Annotated in this window: 17 protein-coding genes and 1 tRNA gene; 10 read left to right on the forward strand and 8 right to left on the reverse strand. The window is 64.8% G+C overall.

Features of this window, described 5'->3' with window-relative positions; genetic code table 11:
- Together ACNSN7_RS13395 and ACNSN7_RS13400 are read right to left on the reverse strand one after the other, a co-directional pair.
- Positions 1 to 234 (reverse strand): hypothetical protein (locus ACNSN7_RS13395; protein ID WP_418282804.1); only part of this gene is annotated, 234 nt, incomplete at its 3' end.
- Between the two features lie 113 nt (positions 235 to 347).
- Entirely contained in the window at positions 348 to 1403 is a 1056-nt protein-coding gene (locus ACNSN7_RS13400; protein WP_418282805.1) for a phosphoribosylaminoimidazolesuccinocarboxamide synthase, read from the reverse strand.
- A 208-nt stretch (positions 1404 to 1611) separates the two neighbouring features.
- Here ACNSN7_RS13400 and ACNSN7_RS13405 point away from each other — a divergent pair, with 208 nt between their 5' ends.
- The 3 genes from ACNSN7_RS13405 (at position 1612) to ACNSN7_RS13415 (ending at position 3884) form a co-directional block, all read left to right on the forward strand.
- Positions 1612 to 2862, forward strand: a complete 1251-nt coding sequence (locus ACNSN7_RS13405) for an ornithine cyclodeaminase, nickel-pincer nucleotide-dependent (protein ID WP_418282806.1) — start codon at positions 1612 to 1614, stop codon at positions 2860 to 2862.
- Between the two features lie 31 nt (positions 2863 to 2893).
- Complete coding sequence (locus ACNSN7_RS13410; protein ID WP_418282807.1) at positions 2894 to 3451, forward strand: GNAT family N-acetyltransferase; 558 nt, start codon at positions 2894 to 2896, stop codon at positions 3449 to 3451.
- Between the two features lie 70 nt (positions 3452 to 3521).
- A complete protein-coding gene (locus tag ACNSN7_RS13415; protein WP_418282808.1) occupies positions 3522 to 3884 on the forward strand; it encodes a DUF7344 domain-containing protein in 363 nt (120 codons plus the stop codon).
- Between the two features lie 37 nt (positions 3885 to 3921).
- On the opposite strand, the gene ACNSN7_RS13420 is transcribed toward ACNSN7_RS13415, so the two are convergent.
- Positions 3922 to 4593, reverse strand: coding sequence for an alpha/beta hydrolase (locus ACNSN7_RS13420; protein ID WP_418282809.1), 672 nt, complete (start codon positions 4591 to 4593; stop codon positions 3922 to 3924).
- A 168-nt stretch (positions 4594 to 4761) separates the two neighbouring features.
- Between ACNSN7_RS13420 and ACNSN7_RS13425 the strand changes: the two genes are divergently transcribed.
- Positions 4762 to 5985, forward strand: a complete 1224-nt coding sequence (locus ACNSN7_RS13425) for a KaiC domain-containing protein (protein ID WP_418282810.1) — start codon at positions 4762 to 4764, stop codon at positions 5983 to 5985.
- Between the two features lie 16 nt (positions 5986 to 6001).
- Here the strand turns inward: ACNSN7_RS13425 and ACNSN7_RS13430 are convergent, their stop codons facing one another.
- Positions 6002 to 6580: an NADPH-dependent FMN reductase gene (locus ACNSN7_RS13430; RefSeq protein WP_418282811.1), complete on the reverse strand. Its 579-nt coding sequence runs from the start codon at positions 6578 to 6580 to the stop codon at positions 6002 to 6004.
- A gap of 491 nt (positions 6581 to 7071) precedes the next feature.
- On the opposite strand from ACNSN7_RS13430, the gene ACNSN7_RS13435 reads away from it, so the two are divergent.
- The 4 genes from ACNSN7_RS13435 (at position 7072) to ACNSN7_RS13450 (ending at position 14712) form a co-directional block, all read left to right on the forward strand.
- Positions 7072 to 7407, forward strand: coding sequence for a hypothetical protein (locus ACNSN7_RS13435; protein ID WP_418282812.1), 336 nt, complete (start codon positions 7072 to 7074; stop codon positions 7405 to 7407).
- 393 nt (positions 7408 to 7800) lie between these two features.
- Positions 7801 to 7992 (forward strand): hypothetical protein, encoded by a 192-nt coding sequence (locus tag ACNSN7_RS13440; protein ID WP_418282813.1) that lies wholly within the window; start codon positions 7801 to 7803, stop codon positions 7990 to 7992.
- A gap of 3 nt (positions 7993 to 7995) precedes the next feature.
- Entirely contained in the window at positions 7996 to 12135 is a 4140-nt protein-coding gene (locus ACNSN7_RS13445; RefSeq protein WP_418282814.1) for an Eco57I restriction-modification methylase domain-containing protein, read from the forward strand.
- Between the two features lie 246 nt (positions 12136 to 12381).
- Complete coding sequence (locus ACNSN7_RS13450; protein WP_418282815.1) at positions 12382 to 14712, forward strand: catalase; 2331 nt, start codon at positions 12382 to 12384, stop codon at positions 14710 to 14712.
- A 336-nt stretch (positions 14713 to 15048) separates the two neighbouring features.
- Here the strand turns inward: ACNSN7_RS13450 and ACNSN7_RS13455 are convergent.
- Positions 15049 to 15120, reverse strand: a tRNA-Thr gene (locus ACNSN7_RS13455).
- A gap of 101 nt (positions 15121 to 15221) precedes the next feature.
- Positions 15222 to 15887: a DUF7114 family protein gene (locus tag ACNSN7_RS13460; RefSeq protein WP_418282816.1), complete on the reverse strand. Its 666-nt coding sequence runs from the start codon at positions 15885 to 15887 to the stop codon at positions 15222 to 15224.
- A 309-nt stretch (positions 15888 to 16196) separates the two neighbouring features.
- On the opposite strand from ACNSN7_RS13460, the gene ACNSN7_RS13465 reads away from it, so the two are divergent.
- Positions 16197 to 17918: an amidohydrolase gene (locus tag ACNSN7_RS13465; RefSeq protein WP_418282817.1), complete on the forward strand. Its 1722-nt coding sequence runs from the start codon at positions 16197 to 16199 to the stop codon at positions 17916 to 17918.
- A gap of 137 nt (positions 17919 to 18055) precedes the next feature.
- Complete coding sequence (locus ACNSN7_RS13470; RefSeq protein WP_418282818.1) at positions 18056 to 18307, forward strand: SelT/SelW/SelH family protein; 252 nt, start codon at positions 18056 to 18058, stop codon at positions 18305 to 18307.
- 34 nt (positions 18308 to 18341) lie between these two features.
- Here the strand turns inward: ACNSN7_RS13470 and speB are convergent, their stop codons facing one another.
- Together speB and ACNSN7_RS13480 are read right to left on the reverse strand one after the other, a co-directional pair.
- A complete protein-coding gene (gene speB, locus ACNSN7_RS13475) occupies positions 18342 to 19160 on the reverse strand; it encodes an agmatinase (protein ID WP_418282819.1) in 819 nt (272 codons plus the stop codon).
- Positions 19161 to 19162: 2 nt separating this feature from the next.
- Entirely contained in the window at positions 19163 to 19540 is a 378-nt protein-coding gene (locus ACNSN7_RS13480) for a translation initiation factor IF-5A (RefSeq protein WP_418282820.1), read from the reverse strand.
- Between the last annotated feature and the right edge of the window lie 76 nt (positions 19541 to 19616).

Consider the following 19616-nt stretch of genomic DNA (forward strand, 5'->3'; position numbering starts at 1 on the left):
GTGGCGCGACGCGCCACGGGCAGCCGGCGGCAGAGCCGCCGGCGACACCGCAGCGAGCGACGCGAGCGAGGCGCGCAGCAAGGCGCGCGAGTCGTCGCGGCTGGGGCTTTGCAGGTGTTTACCGTCGTTCCGAGGAAGACCGCTTATAAGCGAGCGGCTGGGGCTTTGCAGGCGTTCATCGTCGATCCGAGCGAGATCGCTTATAAACACTCCCCAGCAATGCCCCAGTTCCACGTATAAACAACCACGTCACCGATCTGATTCACGTACTCCCGCTATCGATCAAGACGATAGGATCGCAACAGCGACAGTCTACGGGAAACCTCGGGGTCAAACCCCGAGACGGTTCACAGATTCCGCACCGCGTCGACGGCTTGGTCGATGGTGGGCGCGTCGAACCACTCCGTTCCCGTGTATGCGTTCGTACCCGCGGCGTACATCGCCGAAACGGCGTCGAGGACGTCGGCGGAGAGTTCGATCGGCTCCGCCGCACAGAGCTCTCGCCAGTCGGCGATGTCGCGGTCGACGACCGCCGCCTTCGCCTCGCCGACCGCGGTGACCCATTCGGGGTCCGCCCGCTTGTACCACTGCCGGACGACCTCCTTTGACACCTGCTGGTCGTCGTACGAGAACCGGTTCTCGTCGAACGTGCCGACCACGTCCGCGACCCGGAGCTCGCCGTCGGCGAACAGACACTCGATCTTTCCGTCCTCGTGGACGAAGCCGGTCGCCTCGGCGCGGTCCGTGACGACGCGGTTCACGTCACGCGCGAGGTCTGCGAGCCCGTCGACGTCGGCGCGGCCGGCGATCCGATCTGCCTCCTCACGGGTCAGGTACCGGTCCTGCTCCTCGTACTTCGTGGAGAACTCCACGATCGGCTCGGGGAGGGAAACCGGCTCGTCCGGCCACTCGTCGAACGGGAGGTCGACGTCGGCAGGGTCCCGTCGCGTTCGGAGGCTGGAACCGATCGGCGCGGTGTTCCGGAAGACGACCTCCAGCGGGACGAGGTAGTTCCCGCCGCCGGCGTCGTGGAACGCGTCGTAGTCGTAGCCGGATCCGGAGCCACCGTACGGCAGGTCGGGGACCTGCGTCAGTTCGATCGCCATCTCGGTCGGCGGCGCACCCGCCTCGTCCAGCGGGACGACCGCGTCCTCGGGATCGCTACCCGACTCGACGGCGACGGGGTCCACGACGCCGCGGTAGTGCGTCGGCACCCCGGCGCGTTCGAGCAGTTCGAAGTTGAACGCACCCATCGTACAGAGACTCGCTCCCTTCCGCGGGATCGGGTCGGGCATCTGTCCCCAGTCGAACACCGAGTACGCGTCGGTGAACGCGAACCGCCCGCGACCGAGTTCGTCGGCGGTCGCCGGCTCGACGACGCGGAACTCCTTGACGCTCGTCATAGTTCACCCCGGGACCGCCTCTGCCATCAATCTTTCAGTTTCGTGCGTAAGGTCGTCCTCTGAAAACCACAACGATCCATGTTCATGGTATGGCCTGTCGTCGGATCCGCGTTCGCGGTTCGCGAACGGAAAACACACGTCGCGCGAACGGAAAACACACGTCGCGTGAAGGGGAAACCGGTTTCCCCACGGGCGGAGACGACCCGGTATGGATCACGCCCGTACCGTCGAACTCGAGGGGCACATCATCGACAGCGGGACGATGCAGCGCGCGTTCGGCGCGGTGATGGACCTCGGCGGCTCTTTCGAGGTCGAGCAGTTCGACGTCGGAAAACACGAGGACGAGGAGTCGTACTGTCGGATGACCGTGTCCGCCGACGACGAGGGGACGCTCCAAGCGATCCTCCACGAACTCCACCAGAACGGGGCGGTGTTGGAGAATCCCTCCGACGTCGCCCTCGTCGAAGCGCCCGCCGACAAGGTCGTGCCACCCGGCTTCTACTCGACGACGAACCACCCGACCGAGGTGCTGTACGACGGCGAGTGGATCGACGTCGAGCGGATCGAGATGGACTGTGCGCTCGTCGTCGATCCCGAGGGTGGCCCCGGCGGCGAGCCGCGGGCCTACACGAAGGTCCTCAACGCCGTCGAGGAGGGCGACCTCGTCGCGACCGACGAGTCGGGGATCCGCGTGAAACCGCCGGAGCGCCCCCGGAGCAGCGGGGGTGCGTTCGGGTTCATGCAGGGCGGCGTTTCCTCGGAACGACCCTCCGAGTCGGTGATCCGCGAGATCGCCGCGGAGCTTCGCGAGGTGAACGCGGACGGCGGCAACGTGATGGTGGTGGCGGGTCCCGCGGTCGTCCACTCCGGCGCGGGCGACGCGCTCGCCGCCCTCGTCGAGGCCGGCTACGTCGACGCCCTGTCCGCGGGCAACGGCTTCGCGACTCACGATCTCGAACGGTCGCTGTACGGGACCTCGCTCGGGATGAACGTCGAGACGCTCGAACATCCGCGGAAGGGACACAAACATCACATCTGGACGATCTCGGAGATCATCCGTGCCGGGGGGATCGAGGCGGCCGTCGAGCAAGGGACGGTGACCGAGGGCGTGATGTACCAGTGCGTACGAAACGACGTCCCGTACGTGCTGGCGGGCTCGATCCGCGACGACGGCCCGCTCCCGGACACGATCACGGACGCGGTCGAGGCGCAGAACGCGATCCGCGAACAGGCCCACGAGGCCGACGTCGTGTTGCTGCTCGCGACGCTGCTCCACTCGGTCGCCGTCGGCAACTGTCTCCCGTCGACGACGAAAACCGTCTGCGTCGACATCAACCCCGCGACGGTCACGCAGCTTCTCGACCGCGGCTCCGCACAGGCCGTCGGGATGGTGACCGACATCGGGACGTTCGTCCCGACGCTCGCGGAGTTCGTGCTTGGCGACGACACCCGAGCGTAATCGCTACCTCGAAGCGGTCCACACCAACGGTATGGAGATCCGACCGTACGATCCCGCCACCGACCGATCGGGGCTGTACGACTGCAAGCTGGCGTTCGAACACGGTCTCGGAGCCGGGACCGGAGACGCCGACAAGGCCGAGGCGTACGTGGGCAAGCTCACGCCGTCCTACCGCGAGGAGTGGCTCACGTGGGTCGACCGGTGTGTCGCCGACGACGAGCGGTGCGTGACCGTCGCGATCGAGGAGGGCCCCGGCGGAAACGGGGACGGGGACGGAGACTCGCCCCTCGCGGACCCGGTCGTCGGCTACGTCTTCTGTCTCCCCGAGCGGCTGGCGTTCGTCTGGGACGCCGCGGTGATAAACGAGCTGTACGTCGCACCGCACCATCGCGGGACGGGAGTGGCGGACGATCTGATGGACGCCGCACTCGAGCTGGCGGCCGATCAGGACCTCCCGCTGGACAGGGTCGTGCTCGACGTCGACCGGGGGAACGAGCGTGCGCGAGCGTTCTACGACCGCCACGGATTCGAGCACTGGGGGGAGATGGTCGCTCGGCACGTCGAGCAGTCAGATCTCTCCCACAGCTGAAGCCGTGGGCTTCCTCCTTGCACCTGTGTGAGAGCAATTCTTATCTCGGCTACCGACTTAAGGGGGCGGCATGGAATCGCTAGATGACGTGTTCTCGCTGTTTAGCACGGAACGTCGGCGGTATGCGTTGTACTACCTACAGAGCGTGGACGGGCCGATCTCTATCGACGAACTCGCGGAGCACATCTATGCATGGGAGACGGAGAACGAAGATGGCACGATCCCCGACGACGAGCTACAACACGTGATACTCTCGCTGGAACACACCCACCTTCCGAAGATCGAGGATGCCACCCACGTCGAATACGACCGCACGAACGATCAGGTCCGGATCTCTGGACTTTCGATGGAGGCCAACGTGGTCCTCTCGGTCAGCGAGGCTATCGAACAGCCGTCGGAGACCAACGACTTCGTCGTCTCCCGTCTCGGGTGAGAGCTTCAACGGAGCCAGATCGATTGCGACGCTCGACTCACCCCGAGTGCGACCTCGACAGCGCTGGCGCGAGGAACTCGGCGACGGCCGTCGCGACGTCACCCGTTCGTCCCACGAAGAAGTGGTCCGACTCGATCCCGACCGTCTCGACGTCCAACTCCGTCGCACGCTCGATGACAGGCCGCCACTCCGCCGTGTCGTCGCGAGTCCCGTAGACGATTCGAGCGGGGATCCCGTGGTCGACGATCGACGGGAGTGCGGCGACCGCGTCGACGTCGGGGCCGAGTTCCGCGGTCGGTGCGAGCGCGCACACGGCAGCCAGTTCCGGCCGGTTCGCCGCCGTCACGAGCGCCACGCACCCGCCGAGGGAGAACCCGAACAGCCCGACGCGGTCGTATCGCTCCAGCGCCCACGCCACGGCGTTGTCCGCGTCCGTCGACTCCCCGTATCCCTCGTCCCACGCGCCGTAGTCGAACCGCAGGCAGTCGATCCCGGACTCGACGAGCGCGTCGCTCACGGCGACGAGTCGCTCGTCGCCACGATGACCGCGATGCAGGGGATGCGGCGGACACGCCACGACGATCGCGTCCGACGACGGTGACGGCACCCCGGCCGATCCCTCGAGGTCCTCGACGTCGGTCGGTAACGGTGCTCGATCGAGCGTTGCACGGACGTCTCGACCGCCCGGGATCAGCACTGTGTTTCCCACTATCCACCGGTTGGCCTCGGGAAATAAATGCGTTCGGGCGTCGGTTCGAGGCTGGCTCCGGACACGGGATATCGCCCGAACCGGGCTCGATCGGGGAGTTCTGCAAAGGTTCAAGCCGCCGGCATTCGTTGGAATCGGTATGACGGCCCTTAGGGGTCGACGCGAGCCATGACCGACGACGACTGGTTCGAACGCGCGCTCCGGGAACTCGACGAATCGGAGGAGAGCGCGGATCGGGAAGCGTCCGTCGACGACGACGGTTCGTCGGCCTCTCGCGGCGACGAGAGCGGCAGTACGAACGGCGACACGAGTGCCGACTCCGATGCGAGCGAACCCGGTGACGAGCCGGGAACGGCGACCGATAACGGGAGCGACGGATCGGCTGCCACAGGCCCCGGCGAGTCGTCCGTGCCGGCTCCCGACGAGGACCCGTTCGGAGGCGTTCGAACGGATGACGGAGGCGCTCGCCCGTCGGGGCAGAGTGCGGGCAGCGATCCGTTCGGCGGTGGCGGGGACGATCCGTTCGGCGGTGGCGGGGACGATCCGTTCGGCGGTGGCGGGGACGATCCGTTCGGCGGTGGCGGGGACGATCCGTTCGGCGGTGGCGGGGACGAGTTCGGATTCGCCGATTTCGACGGAGCCGTCGATTCGGAACCGTCCGGGTTCGACGAGTCGGAGACGGAGTTCGACTCGGAACTCGACCGGATACGGATCGGGATCGACGGACTCGACGAGATGATCCTCGGTGGCGTCCCCGAGCGATCGTTGATGTCCGTCATCGGCTCTGCAGGAACCGGGAAAACGACGTTCGCGCTTCAGTTCCTCAACGAAGCCGTGGAGTCCGGAGGGAAGGCCGTATACATCAGCCTCGAGGAGAGTCGAGAGGGGATCCTCTCGACGGCGGAGGAGAAGGGCTGGCCGTTTCGCGAGTACGCCGACGATGGCGACCTCGCCGTCGTCGCGCTCGATCCGATCGAGATGGCGAACTCCCTCGCGTCCATCCGAAACGACCTCTCGCGACTCATTGCCGATTTCGGGGCGGACCGGCTCGTGCTCGACTCCGTCTCGCTGCTGGAGATGATGTACGACCACCCGTCGAAGCGACGCTCCGAGGTGTTCGATTTCACACGCTCGCTGAAGGAGTCGGGCGTCACGACCCTGTTGACGTCGGAGGCCAGCGACGACAACTCGTACGCCTCCCGCTACGGGATCGTCGAGTACCTGACCGACGCCGTATTCGTGCTCCAGTACGTCCGCCCATCAGACTTTCAGGAGACCCGGCTCGCCATCGAGATTCAGAAGATTCGTGACGCCAATCACTCCCGCGAGACGAAGCCGTACGAGATCACGAGCGGCGGGATCTCGGTGTACCGACAGGCGAACATCTTCTAGTTCCCCCTCGGGAGGGTCATTTCGCACCGACGTTCTGGCCGCTCTCGAAGGAGTCCGGATCCGGCTCGATATCCGCGTACTGGACCGCTCGACGGCCGAGCGTGATCGTTCGTCGATCGAGTCCGTCGTCGACGACCTCGCCGTCGCGGAACTGCTCGTGGGCGTTGGGGACGGCGACCTGATGGGGGATCACCCACGCGTTGAGCGCGCGACACACCGTTCGGAGGTGTTCGATCGCGGTGACCGGGAACCCGCCGCCGGCGACCGCGAGCAGCCCGACGGTCTCGCCTTCGAACTCGTCGAAGCCGCAGTAGTCGATGGCGGTTTTGAGCGTCGAGGAGTACGAACCGTGGTACATCGGGGTGCCGAGAAGGACGGCGTCGGCAGCCCGGATCCGCGCGGTGAACGCCTCGGCGTCCCCCGCCTCGTCGCGGTCCGCGTCGAACGTCGGGAGGTCGTACTCGCGGAGGTCGATCAGCTCGGCGCTCCCGCCCGCTCGTTCGACGCCGTCGAGCGCTCGACGGAGGCTCATCCGGGTGTAGCTCGTCTCTCTGAGACTGCCGGGGACGGCGACGACGTGCGGTGAGTCGGACATGGGCACGAAACGAGCGGCGAGTACAAATACTGTCGGCCCGGCGGGAGAGCACTCGGACGACCCGGGAGTACGGGATCGTACTCGAACGTGGCGAGACACGGATACCGAAGCCGATCTCACGCCATCGGATCCAGCGCTGCCGCGCGAAGCCACGTGGCGACTGCGATCGCCACCCGCGAGTGAACGGAGCGATCCGGCTGCCGTCGTCGCGGTCACAGCGTCTCGAGTTTTCCGGTGGACACACCCCCGATGCAGAAGCGGTCATCGTGGTACGGGGCAGATCGGACGACGTGCAAGCGTTGCCACCACCGTCACATCATCCAGGCGAGGATCGGTTGCACCCTCTCCGAGTTCTGCCTCTCGTGTGTGGTACCATCGAAGAATGGCCGTTCGCAATGTGTGTCTTGCCAGCCGAGAGCTCTGTCAGTTCAGAGGGGCATCCTGAGGCCCCAGGAGAGATGCAACGCGGGCATGCGTCTCCGAGATCGCGAATGGCCACAGCATTATCCCGCTTGCTTCCCTACGAAACAGGGATGGTAAACTCGGAAAACAGACGAAAGACGCAAGCGGACGGCGAGAACCGACACGAGGATGGAGGTCCGGACTTGCGTCCCGAGTGTCACCGTCGCGGCTGCACCGAGAGGGCGACGTTCGTCGCCCTCGAACGGTATCAGGAAGAAACCGGACACGGTGCCGTTGAGGCGGAGGCCGTTCTCTGTCAAGAGCATGCCGCTGAAGAGAGCCCCACGAACCTTGATGGGAGTTACGCGGAGTACGTGTTTCGTGTCGAGCCCCTCCAAGAGACGCGAGACGTGGACACAGCATGAGCACACGGCTGTCGTTCGATTCTGGTTACGGTGACGCCGTCAATCACCGATTCGGAAACGGGCGAAGAACGGTACGAGCTCGAATACGAGACCAGGTGGGCCGAGTGACACTCCAGTCCCGCTGACTCATCCCCTGTATCTTGTACGGCGTTTTTGATCTTTTCGAGTAACTACCCGGAGCTCACACGCCGAGCTCCGAATCGGGACGCTCCGTGAGGTCGCCAACGAGGCGGGGCACAGCATTTCGACGGGTTCTGTGACTGGATCGATCGGAACGCGTAGCCGTCCAGCTTCTCGCACCGGAATGCGGAGTGATGCGTGTCCCATCTCGGTCCTGGATTTTCACCGAAGAAAAGTCTATACGGCTGCCCGTATTCGACCGTGTCATACGTGATGACCCGCAAACACGTCGAGCGAAACGCCGGGAACTCGGGACGGATCAACGTCTCCGGTTCCGAACTCGACACACTCGGTCTCGAGATCGGTGACGCGGTCGACGTCGAAGTCTCCGACCCGACGGCTGTCACGCGGGCCCGCATCGCCAGCACGGTCTCGGACGAACTCCTCATCGTAACCCCTGCCTGACGGATGCAACGTTCACTCACCTACCGCACGAACCGTGACCTGTTCTCTAACTACTACCTCGACGAACATCTCCCCGAGACGGAGGAGTGGGACGAGATCGACGACGACGAACTCGAAGCCGCGTACGACGAGATCGTCGATCTCTACGATCGGGAGAAGAGCACGGCCCCGAAGCGGAACGAGTCCCAGCTGGAGGAGAAGTTCATCCGGCCGATGTTCCGGAAGCTGGGGATCCCCTTCGAGGTCGAGGAGAGCACGAGCCGGACGCAGCGCCGACCGGACTACGGCTTCTTCGAGACCGAGGACGCCGCGCGTGACGCCTTCGAGCGCCGTGAAGGGGGTGGCGACTTCTACGAGAACGCGGTCGCCGTCGCCGACGCGAAGCGCTGGGGACGGCCGCTCGACACGCGTGGAAGCGGTGAGCACGAGCGTGACTTCGAGAACCCGAGCTACCAGATCCACGTCTATCTCCAAGAGACGCCCGCCCGATGGGCGGTGCTGACGGACGGGAAGAAGTGGCGGCTCTACTACGGGCCGACGAGCCACCGGCTCGACTCCTACTACGAGATCGACCTGCCGACAGTATTGGAGACGGGCGACCGTGAGGAGTTCAAGTACTTCTACCTCTTCTTCCGTCACGGTGCGTTTCTCGAGGACGCTGGCGGTGACTGCTTCCTCGACGACGTCTATGACGAGTCCAACGTCTTCGCACAGGATCTGGGGGAGGACCTGCAGGACAACATCTACGAGGCGATTAAGGTACTCGCTGAGGGGTATCTCCAGTATCCCGATAACGACCTCGACGAGGAGGACCTCGACCTCATTCACGACTCCTCGCTTATCTATCTCTACCGGCTCATCTTCGTTCTCTACGCGGAGGCAGAGGGCCGTGATTTGTTAGATACGGACAACGAGATCTATGAGGAGTCCTACAGCCTCAACTCTCTCAAACAGGAGATCGCAGAAGAACTCGATAGTGGGGATCCGAAGTATCGCGACTGGCAGGACGACCTGAGCTCGCGGCTTGACGAACTGTTCGAGCTGATCGACCAGGGGAGCAAGTCGCGGGGGATCCCCGAGGAGGACCTCCACATTCCCGCGTACAACGGTGGACTGTTCCGGACGGATCCTGACGAGGAGGACGGTGCTGAGGCGCGGTTCCTCTCGGAGCACACGGTCGGTGACGCATACCTCGCCCGCGTCGTCGAACTGCTCACGCGGAGCCGGCAGACGAACGGCGGCGGGACGATCTTCGTCGACTACTCCTCGCTCGACGTGCGTCATCTCGGCAGTATTTATGAGGGGCTCTTGGAGTACCAGCTCCACGTCGCTGACGAGCCCCTTTCAGTCGATGGCGACGAGTACGTTGAGGCCGAAGAAGGCGGCGACGTCGTTGTTGAGGCGAGTGAGGTCTACCTCACGACGGGGAGCGGCGAGCGCAAGGCGACGGGGTCGTACTACACGCCCGAGTACGTCGTCGAGTATATCGTCGACGAAACGCTTGGGCCGCTCGTCGACGACATTCGGGAGGACTTGGTCGGACAGACGACCTACCGAAAGAGCGACGAGAAGGCGGGAACGTTCGCGGACGAGTTCGCGGAGCGCGTGTTCGACTTAAAAGTCCTCGACCCGGCGATGGGAAGTGGGCATTTCCTCACGAGCGCGGTCGACTATCTCGCTCGCGAGATCATCGACGCCCAAGAGCGGCAGGCCGCACAGCAGGGGATCGAGACGGTCGAGGAGGACCACGACATCAACTGGGCACGCCGGAAGGTCGCCCAGCGATGTATCTACGGGGTCGACCTGAATCCGCTCGCGACCGAACTCGCGAAGGTGTCGCTGTGGCTGCGGACGCTCGCGGCCGAGCAGCCGTTGGCGTTCCTCGATCACCACTTAAAAACCGGGAACTCGTTGGTCGGCAGCGACATCGGGGACGTGCTCGCCAACGGCGACGACGCCGGGACGAGCGACGGCCAGTTGACCTTGGAGCAATCGTTCGCGCACACGCGCCAGCAGGCCCTCGAACACGTGATGGACCGGTTCCAGGATCTGCTGTCGATCGACAACGAGACGCTCGAGGACGCAAAGGAGATGGAGGACGTCTACGACGCGGTCCGCGACGATCCCTTATACCGACGCCTGCTGGCGATGGCGAACGTTCACACCGCCGAGCGGTTCGGGCTGGACGTTCCCGACGACGCCGACAAGCGGATGGCGGAGGCACTGCGGAGCGATTCGTGGGCGGCCATCGAGGGACAAGGGTGGTTTAAAAGCGCGCAGGCGACGGCCGCAGAGGAGCGCTTCTTCCACTGGGAGTTGGAGTTCCCGGTCGCGTTCTACGAGCCGGATGGGACACGGGTGGAAGAGCGGGGATTCGATGCGATAGTCGGAAATCCCCCGTATGGGGATATCCTTGCTGAGACAGCAAAGAGATACTGCCGCACGCGGGGAATAGGATACGAAAGCGAACGCGCTGACGTATTCACTGCGTTCGTCGCTCTGCCTGAACTAGTACTCAGTAAGGGGGGTGTATGGAGTTATATCGTCCCGAATACCCCATTAAAAGGGAAACAGTACCAAGAGTTCCGACGGTCCAATTCGCGGAGATACACCATTCAAGAGATCGTGGATTTCGGAGACAGTTCCGTCTTCGATGAGGAGGTGTTCACGATGATCGTATCTGCGCTCAATGAAGAATCGGTGGACACGTATGAAGCATCCATCGGAGAGGGAGATTCATCCAGTATCCACGACCAACGACTACCCTTATCGATCGATCCTGGCACCACGAACCCGTGGCGTGTGATAGATGAAATCGAAGCACGGATCACGGGGTCAGAGACGACTGTCGAACTCGAACCGACAATATGCACCTGCCACGATGCGGGTATTGATTACAAGGTGAGTGGACAGGGATGGCAAAATCGCGGTGAGGGAACCAGCATCTCAGATCTCATCATGTATGAAGGGAAAAAAGAATCCGAGGCGGATCATCGATATGTTGGCGGTGGTGAAATAGAACGATATCGAATCTCACCGAAGGATAAATGGCTGCGTCATACTTATGAATCATTTGTAGAGGGAGACATCGTCATCCAGGTGTATCCCGATTATACGGAAGTTGATGAGAAAATACTCACACGACAGACCGCGGACACGCTTGTCGGGGCGGTTGATACGGATGAACTCTATACAGCGAAGTCCGTCCACACAACGCTTCTGAACGACGACAATTACGACATCTGGTTCGTTCTAGCGTTACTGAACAGTAGTGTCCTCCGTTACGTCTATCGCTCACGGTCGGGCGAAGAAGGACGTACCTTTGCACAGGTTCGGATTCACGAACTCCGTGACTTGCCGATTCGAAGAATCGACTTCGAATCCGCTCCGGATAATCGACAGGAACGGCTCTCCGGGCTCGAGGAACGGTTCGATTCAAACAGTTCGCAGGAAAATCCTCTCACGATTCGGAACCGAGATATCAATCAAGTCGTGTTACATGACCTCTTGGGTCGTCTCGCTCGCAAACGGTCGACGGATACGGAGCGTTACAATGGATACACCCTCAACCTTCTCGACTACCTCGGCAACTACCGCGAGGGCTCCTCGCTTCCCGACGTCGGACTCTTCCAGCCGACCGGGTCGAACGTTCTCGACGCGACGACCGAGGAGTACGAGAAACTCCGCGTCGGCGACGTCCGCACCGAGCGCGACGGCACCACCGTCACGATCGCGGCGACAGCCCGGTATAAACCCGAGGACGAGGACGCCCACGAGACCGACACCTACGGCTACACCGAGACGGGGTTCCACGAGGCGTTCACGCTCATGGACCTGACCGAGACCGAGGCCGCCCTCGTCGAGTCGTTCGTCCCCGTCGCCGTCGACGATGGGATCGCCGGCTTCCGCGAGAACGCCACCAAGACGAACTCGCTCGTCGACCGCCTCCAAGCGATCACGCTGCCCGACCCCCGCGACGTCGCGGGCGACGTGGAGCGCTACATCGAGACGAAAGCGCGCGCCGACGAACTCGATGCGGAGATCGCGGAGACCGACCGACTCATCGACGAGATCGTCTACGACCTCTACGACCTCACTGACGAGGAGATCGCGATCGTCGAGTCCGCTGTCGATGATGATTGACTACGTAGTCGGCGACCACGTCACGTTCGCCGGCGGACAGGGTGAGGTACGACGCCGACGTCGAGACGTATTGGTGTCGTTGGCGCACCATCACCCCCCGGCGGCGGACGTCCCCGGTACGTGGACGGTAAGCCGCAACAAAACGCGCACAATCCCGTATACACGCTTATTCTGTCCAGAACGGAAACAGTAGTACGCCCGAGGCGTACCGAGACGGGAAACACATTGCTTCAGAGCGTTCGACAAATGGGAGATGAATCCAGCAGCGACGGCGGGGAACAGCACGACGACCGACCCGAGGAAGCCGAGCGCGGGGAGGAGGATACGGTCGGTGAGGATGCGACAGATAGGGCTGTGACCGACGGGGATGCGACCGACGGGGATGCGACCGATGAGGATGCGTCCGAGAGGAAATCCGGACGTCGGGGGACCAGCGGAACGGAGGGGGACGCCGACGAGGAGCGCAAGCAGCGTCAACTCGACGGGGTTCGGGAGGACCCCGCCGGCAAGAATCTGACCACCGACCACGGCATCCCGCTCACCGACACGGAGGACTCCCTGAAAGCCGGTCAGCGGGGGCCGACGATCATGGAGGACTTCCACTTCCGGGAGAAGATGACGCAGTTCGACCACGAGCGCATCCCGGAACGGGTCGTCCACGCGCGCGGAACGGGCGCTCACGGATACTTCGAGCCGTACGAGAGCCCCGACCTCGGCGAGTACGACGACATCTCCGAGTTGACGAAGGCCGGCCTCTTCCAGGACCCGGACACACGGACGCCGGTGTTCGTCCGGTTCTCGACGGTCGTCGGCTTCCGGGGGTCGGCGGACACCGTCCGCGACGTGCGTGGCTTCGCGACGAAGTTCTACACCGAGGAGGGGAACTGGGACCTCGTGGGCAACAACATGCCGGTGTTCTTCATTCAGGACGCGATGGAGTTCCCGGATCTCGTCCACGCCATCAAACCCGAACCGGACACGGGGACGCCGCAGGCGGCGGCCGCCCACGACACGTTCTGGGACTTCGCCTCCCTCAAACCCGAGACCACACACACGCTCATGTGGGTACTGTCCGGTCGGGCGCTCCCCCGCGCGTACCGGATGATGCAGGGGTTCGGCGTCCACACCTTCCGGCTCGTGAACGACGCCGGGGAGGCGACGTTCGTCAAGTTCCACTGGACCCCGACGCTCGGGACGCACCAGCTCGTCTGGGACGAGACCCAGACGATCGCGGGGAAGAACCCCGACTTCAACCGAGCCGATCTCTACGACGTCATCGAGTCGGGGTACGAGCCGGAGTACGAACTCGGCGTCCAGATCTTCGGCGAGGCCGAGGCCGAATCGTTCGACTTCGACGTGCTCGACCCGACGAAAATCGTCCCCGAGACCGAGGTGCCCGTCAGACCGATCGGCCGAATGGTGCTCAACGGGACGCCCGACAACTTCTTCGCGGAGGTCGAGCAGGTGGCGTTCCACCCCGGAAACGTGGTGTCGGGAATCGACGTCACGAACGACCCGCTGTTACAGGGGCGGCTCTTCTCGTATCAGGACACCCAGATCAACCGGTTCAACAGCGCCAACTGGGACGAGATCCCCATCAACCGCCCCCTCGCCGAGCGACACAACAACCAGCGTGACGGCTTCATGCGCCACGAGATCAACGAGGGGCCGGTGTCCTACAAGCCCAACTCCATCGCCGACGATCAGCCCCGCGAGGCGTCCGAGGAGGAGGGCGGCTACGCTCACTTCGCGGAGGCGGTTTCCGGCGAGAAGACCCGCGAGCGCAGCGACAGCTTCGACGACCACTTCACGCAGGCCCGGTTGTTCTGGAACTCCATGGCCGACCACGAGCAGGGGAACATCGTCGAGGCCGCGTGCTTCGAACTCGGCAAGGTCGAGCGGATGGAGATCCGCGAGCGCACGGTGTACGAGCTCTTCAACAACGTCGATCACGAGTTCGCCAAACGGGTCGCGGAGGGCATCGGCGTCGAGCCGCCGGCCGAACCCGGCGACCTGATGCCGACACACGACCGGACCGATCCCTCGCTGAGCATGGCCAACCGGACGGCCGACACCGTCGAGACCCGGAAAGTCGCGGTCCTCCTCGAGGACGGCTACGACCACGAGGGGTTCGAGGCCGTCCGGTCGGAGCTGGCGGACCAGGGTGCCCGCGTGGACGCCGTCTCGACGGCCCTCGGCGACAGGGAGAGCGAGGGCGGCGACGCGGCCGCGGTCGACGAGACGTACGCCACCACCGAATCGGTGCTGTACGACGCCGTGTTTGTCCCCGGCGGCGGTCCACACGCGGAGTCCCTTCTGGAGCGGGGGGCGGCCAAGCACTTCGTCGCCGAGGCGTTCACACACAAGAAGCCGATCGCGGCGCTCGGCGAGGGTGTCGATCTCCTGGAGTCGATCGAGTTGCCCGACGTGGAGATCGCCGAGGACGAAGGAACCGTCAGCGATCTGGGCGTCGCCACCAGCCGCGGGGGTGACCTCGACGAGTTCGCGACGGCGTTCGTCGACGCCATCGCTGCGCATCGGCACTGGGAGCGTGAGACGGAGGGGGTGTCGGCGTAGGTGTCGGCGGTGGAGGCGGCGTCGACGGAGGAGTGTTCGTGTGGTCGAACAGGCCGTTTTTGCGTTCATTCGCTCTCTTGAGGAAAGACAAAAACGGCGGTAAGACACCTGTACTTACCGAAGGTACTTACCATCGAAGGGCAGAAGGAACAGCCCGCCTCGATGACGTGGCTCACGACCGACGACGACCGGGGCCAAACCCACCGAATCCTTCACCCGTATTTCGCCGCATCGAGGACCTTCCGTCACGTAGCGAGAGACGCGGATCTTGAACGGGTTTCGTTCAAACGATCGTAGCCAGAACAGTGTGCGTACAAAGAGTGTACGGAGGAAGGAAGCCTAGGCCGGGATTTGAACCCGGGGTCTCGTCCTTACCAAGGACGCGCTTTACCGCTAAGCTACCCAGGCGCGTATTCCTTCGTTGACCGGAGTTGACTTTAGGGGTTTCGATCCGGGGCCGTCCCGTCACGGAGACGCACGCCGTCTCCGGGTCGCGGTCGTTCGAACGGTCACCGATCGGTGGCGCTCACGGCGCGGTCGGAGATGTCGGCGATGCGGTCGGCGGTGGCCTCGGGGAGCGCCCGCCCTGGCGGCGGGAACTCGCCGTCGTAATCCGCCGCGAGCTCGCGAGCGTACGCCAACAGCTCCTCCGGCGGCTCGCCGCCGACCGCGGTCGTGCCGGCGACGACGGCCAGCTCGAGGGCGTCGACCTCCAGGTTTCGATCGAGTGCGGTCGCCTCCTCGGACGTGGTCCCCTCGCGGGCTCTGAGCGTCTGGTCGCGACCGAACGCGCGAACGACGTCGACGGCCGCGGCAGCGGCGTCGGTACACGCCAGAAGCGAGAAGCCGCGGGAGACGAGCACGTCCGCTGCGAGCACGTCCATGTCCGCGTCGATGTCTGCCTCGTGAGTCGCTGCGGTCGTCCACGGCTCCTCGTGAGCCAGTCGACGGGTGAGTCGCAACCCCTCGTAGATGAGCTGAACGCCGGCGGCGCGATCGACGACGTCGTCGGGTCGTACGGTCGCATCGAGGGCACGAGCGGTAACGAGGGACAACACGCCCGGAGTCACCGCCGCGGCGAGGAGCCTGTCGTCGATGGTTGCACGCAGTCGCTCGGGTTCAACGTCCACGAGCGCCTCGCGTGCGGCCTCACGCGCCCGCGCGGCATCGTCCATTACGACACCGTAGCGACGGGAAGGGCAAAGACCTTTGGAAACGACGGGCACTCCACCCCATGATCCGCACCCGTGGCGACGACCACGTCCGGGTCACCGCCATCGGTCGTCCATCTCCGCGATGCCGTGACGCCGTCCGTATCGGCGACGCCGTCCGTGCCGGTGCCACATTCCGTGCCGGTGCCACATTCCGTGCCGGTGCCACCGTCCGTGCCGACCGGGATCGAGACGGTGAGAACTGGACGGGGCCCGAGGCGGATCGGCCGATCTTTCCCAACGATTAACCGCGTTCCCGTCACGTCCCGATGTATGAGCGATGCTGCGGACACGGTCCTCGTGAACGGGGAGATCCACACGCTGACCGAGCCGGACGAGATCCACGAGGCGCTCGCGGTCCGTGACGGGGAGATAGTCAGGATGGGGTCGACGTACGACGTCGAGTTCCTCGCCGGAGCCGAGACGGACGTGATCGATCTCGACGGACGAGTCCTCCTTCCCGGCTTCATCGACGCACACACCCACCTGACGACGGTCGGCCGGTACCTCGTCCACGCGGACCTCTCGACCGCCGGGTCACCGGAGGAGGCGATCGAGCTCCTCGCGGACCGTGCGGCGGCGATCGAGGGGAGGGACACGAACGTCGAGGCGGGGCCTGATGGCGAGGGGGGCGGTGGCGACACTTGTGACGGCACCGACGACGGCAAGGGCGACGGCAACGACGACGGCAAGGGCGACCGGGAACCGATCGCAGAGGATCCGTGGGTGCTCGGCTACGGCTACGACGAGTCGACGTGGAGCGACGATCGCTACCTGACGCGTGCGGACCTCGATCGCGTGCCGACCGATCGGCCGGTCGCCGCGTTCCGTGAGGACATGCACGTCGCCGCGGTCGACTCAGTCGTTCTCGACCGCTTCGCGGACGAGTTCGCCGCGGCTCCCGAGGGGACGGTCCAGAGGGACGACGACGGCGAACCGACGGGGGTGCTCCTCGAAGCGGCGATCGCTCCGATCTACGAGGCGGTCGACGCCGACCTCGACGGAACGCGCGACGCGATCGAGGCCGCGCTCGCGGCGTGCGCTCGGAACGGAATCACCGGCTTTCACGACATGGTCCGCGAGTCACACGCGGCGCGCGTGTACCGCGATCTCGACCGCGACGATGCGCTCACCGCTCGGGTTCGGATCAACTACTGGAGCGATCACCTCGACGCGCTCCGCGAGGTGGGTCTCCGGACGAACACCGGCTCCGAGTTCGTCGACACGGGTGCGATCAAGTCGCACACCGACGGGAGCATCGGGGGTCGCACCGCGAAGCTCTCCGAACCGTACGCCGACAGACCGACCGAAACCGGACGGTGGGTCGTCGAGCCCGACTCGCTTCGAGCGCTCGTCGCGGAGGCAACGGGAGCCGGCTACCAGTTCACCGCTCACGCCATCGGAGACGAGGCGATCGACGCCGTCCTCGACGTCTACGAGGATGCCCTCGACGGGGAGGACGCCCTCGACGGGGCCGCCGCTGACGGGGAGGCCGCCGATACGGACGAACGACGCCACCGGATCGAGCACGTCGAGCTCGCGAGCGACGAGGCGATCGAACGCCTCGCGTCGACCGATGTCGTCGCCAGCGTGCAGCCGAACTTCCTCAAGTGGGCCGACGAGGGCGGACTGTACGACTCGCGGCTCGGGGAGCGACGGTCGGAGACGAACCGCTATCGCGACATGCTCGACGCCGGCGTGCGGCTGGCGTTCGGCTCCGACGGCATGCCGATGGATCCCCTGATCGGTATCCACCACGCGGTCAACGCCCCCGCCGACGCCCAACGACTCTCCGTCACCGAGGCCCTCCGCGCGTACACCAGTGGAGCGGCGTACGCCGGATTCGACGAGGACCGGCAGGGAACCGTCGAGACTGGAACGAACGCGGACGTCGTCGTCCTCGACGACTCCCCGTGGGACCGCCCGACCGAGATCCGTGAGATCGACGTCTCGATGACCGTCGTCGACGGCGACGTCGTGTACGACGGGCGCTGAGCGGCACGGATCGGGCAGACTGCATCGAACCGGTCGATCGCTGGTCGTATCGGAAACGGCGGTCGTTCTCTCCCGTTCGTTCCCGCAATCGCTGCCCGGAAACACTATTTAATAATCGTGGAGGATCTATCTGTCGTATGGCAGAGATAGCGATCGAATACGCGACCGGCCAGAAGCTGTGGACCGAGGCCGAAACCGCTCGGCGTCTGATCGACGCGCACCTCGGCGATCGGTCCGACGTCGACAACGTCACGCTCTCTCCGTCGACGGAGTCGATCTTCTGTGTCAGCGTCGAAGGAGATCGGATCTGGTGTACGGACCCTCGCGAGTGGATCGACTCGATGGAGGCGGTGTCGGCGGCTCGACGACGGCTGTCGGAACTGTCGTAGGACGCGACCGCGGGTCGCGGCCGCGGGTCGGGACCTACCGCTCCCGCGATCGTGCCCGGACGAACTCCCTGAGGAGCTTCCCGCCCAGCGCGGCCGCCTGCCCGTCGTCGCGGTCGTTCACCTCGACGACGTCGAAGCCGTCGGCGCGGGGAGCGACCGCCCGCACGAGATCGCGGACCTCGCGGGGGTCCAGCCCGAACGGCTCCATCGTCCCGGTTCCGGGCGCGAACCCGGGATCGAGTCCGTCGACGTCTATCGAACAGTACACCGACTCGTCCGCGAACGACTCCTCGTCGAGGTCGTCGATCCAGCGACGAGCGTCCTCGGGGGCGACCACGTCGACGTCGTCCCCTTCGGCACGGCTCCACTCCTCCGGCGAGCCGGTGCGTGCGCCGACGACGATCGCTCGGTCGGCGACCTCGAGCGACCGACGCGTCACACAGGCGTGGTTCCACGGGTTCCCGCCGTACTCGTCGCGGAGGTCGAGATGGGCGTCACAGACGACGAGAACGTCGGGGTCGACCGCCTCGACGCCGGCGTACGTCACTGTGTGCTCACCGCCGATCGTCACCGGAACCGCAGCGTCGAACACGACGCTTCGGAGTTCGGCGGCGAGGTGGTCGAGGTACTCGCGGACGTCGTCCCACGGGTGCACGTCGCCGGCATCGTGGACGCCGAGCTCCGAGAAATGCGTGTCCGTCCGGTGGTCGTAGTCGTCGTAGGTCGTCGAGAAGCGCCGGATACGGTTCGGTCCGAACCGGGTACCCGGCTGAAACGTGGTCGTGGCGTCGAGGGGAGCGCCGACGACCACGTAGGAAGCAGCCTCGCGGTCGGTCGTCGCTCCGGGGAACATCGCTATCCGACGACTTTGCGCTGTCCCTCGTACTCGAGGTACTCGATGGTGTCGTCCGAGGAGAAGTCCTCGCCCTCGGGGATGCGCATCGTGAACGTCTCGTAGGTGTCCAGGTCCATTACCTGGGCGTCGTTGCCGGAGACGGAGACGACCTGTCCCTGTTTCCGCTCGATGATCGGCACCCATACCTTCGCGTCGACCGGCTGGGAAAGCGACCGTTTCCGCTCATCGAACACGCCCTTGCCCTCGACGCGGGCCTTTGCGCTCCCGTGTTTGCCGGGCTTGGCGGTACTGTAGTGATTTATCTTGCAGGGCGTGTCGTCCATCATGACGTAGCTGCCCTCCTGAAGTTCCCGAACCTGCTTCTGCTCTCGCGGCATACCCTCCATTCCTCCGGCCCGTGTATAAACGGTTTGGAACGCCGCCGGCGGCGTACACCGGTCACGTCGGGAGAGC

The sequence above is a fragment of the Halorubrum rarum genome (assembly GCF_048380895.1).
GTDB lineage: Archaea > Halobacteriota > Halobacteria > Halobacteriales > Haloferacaceae > Halorubrum.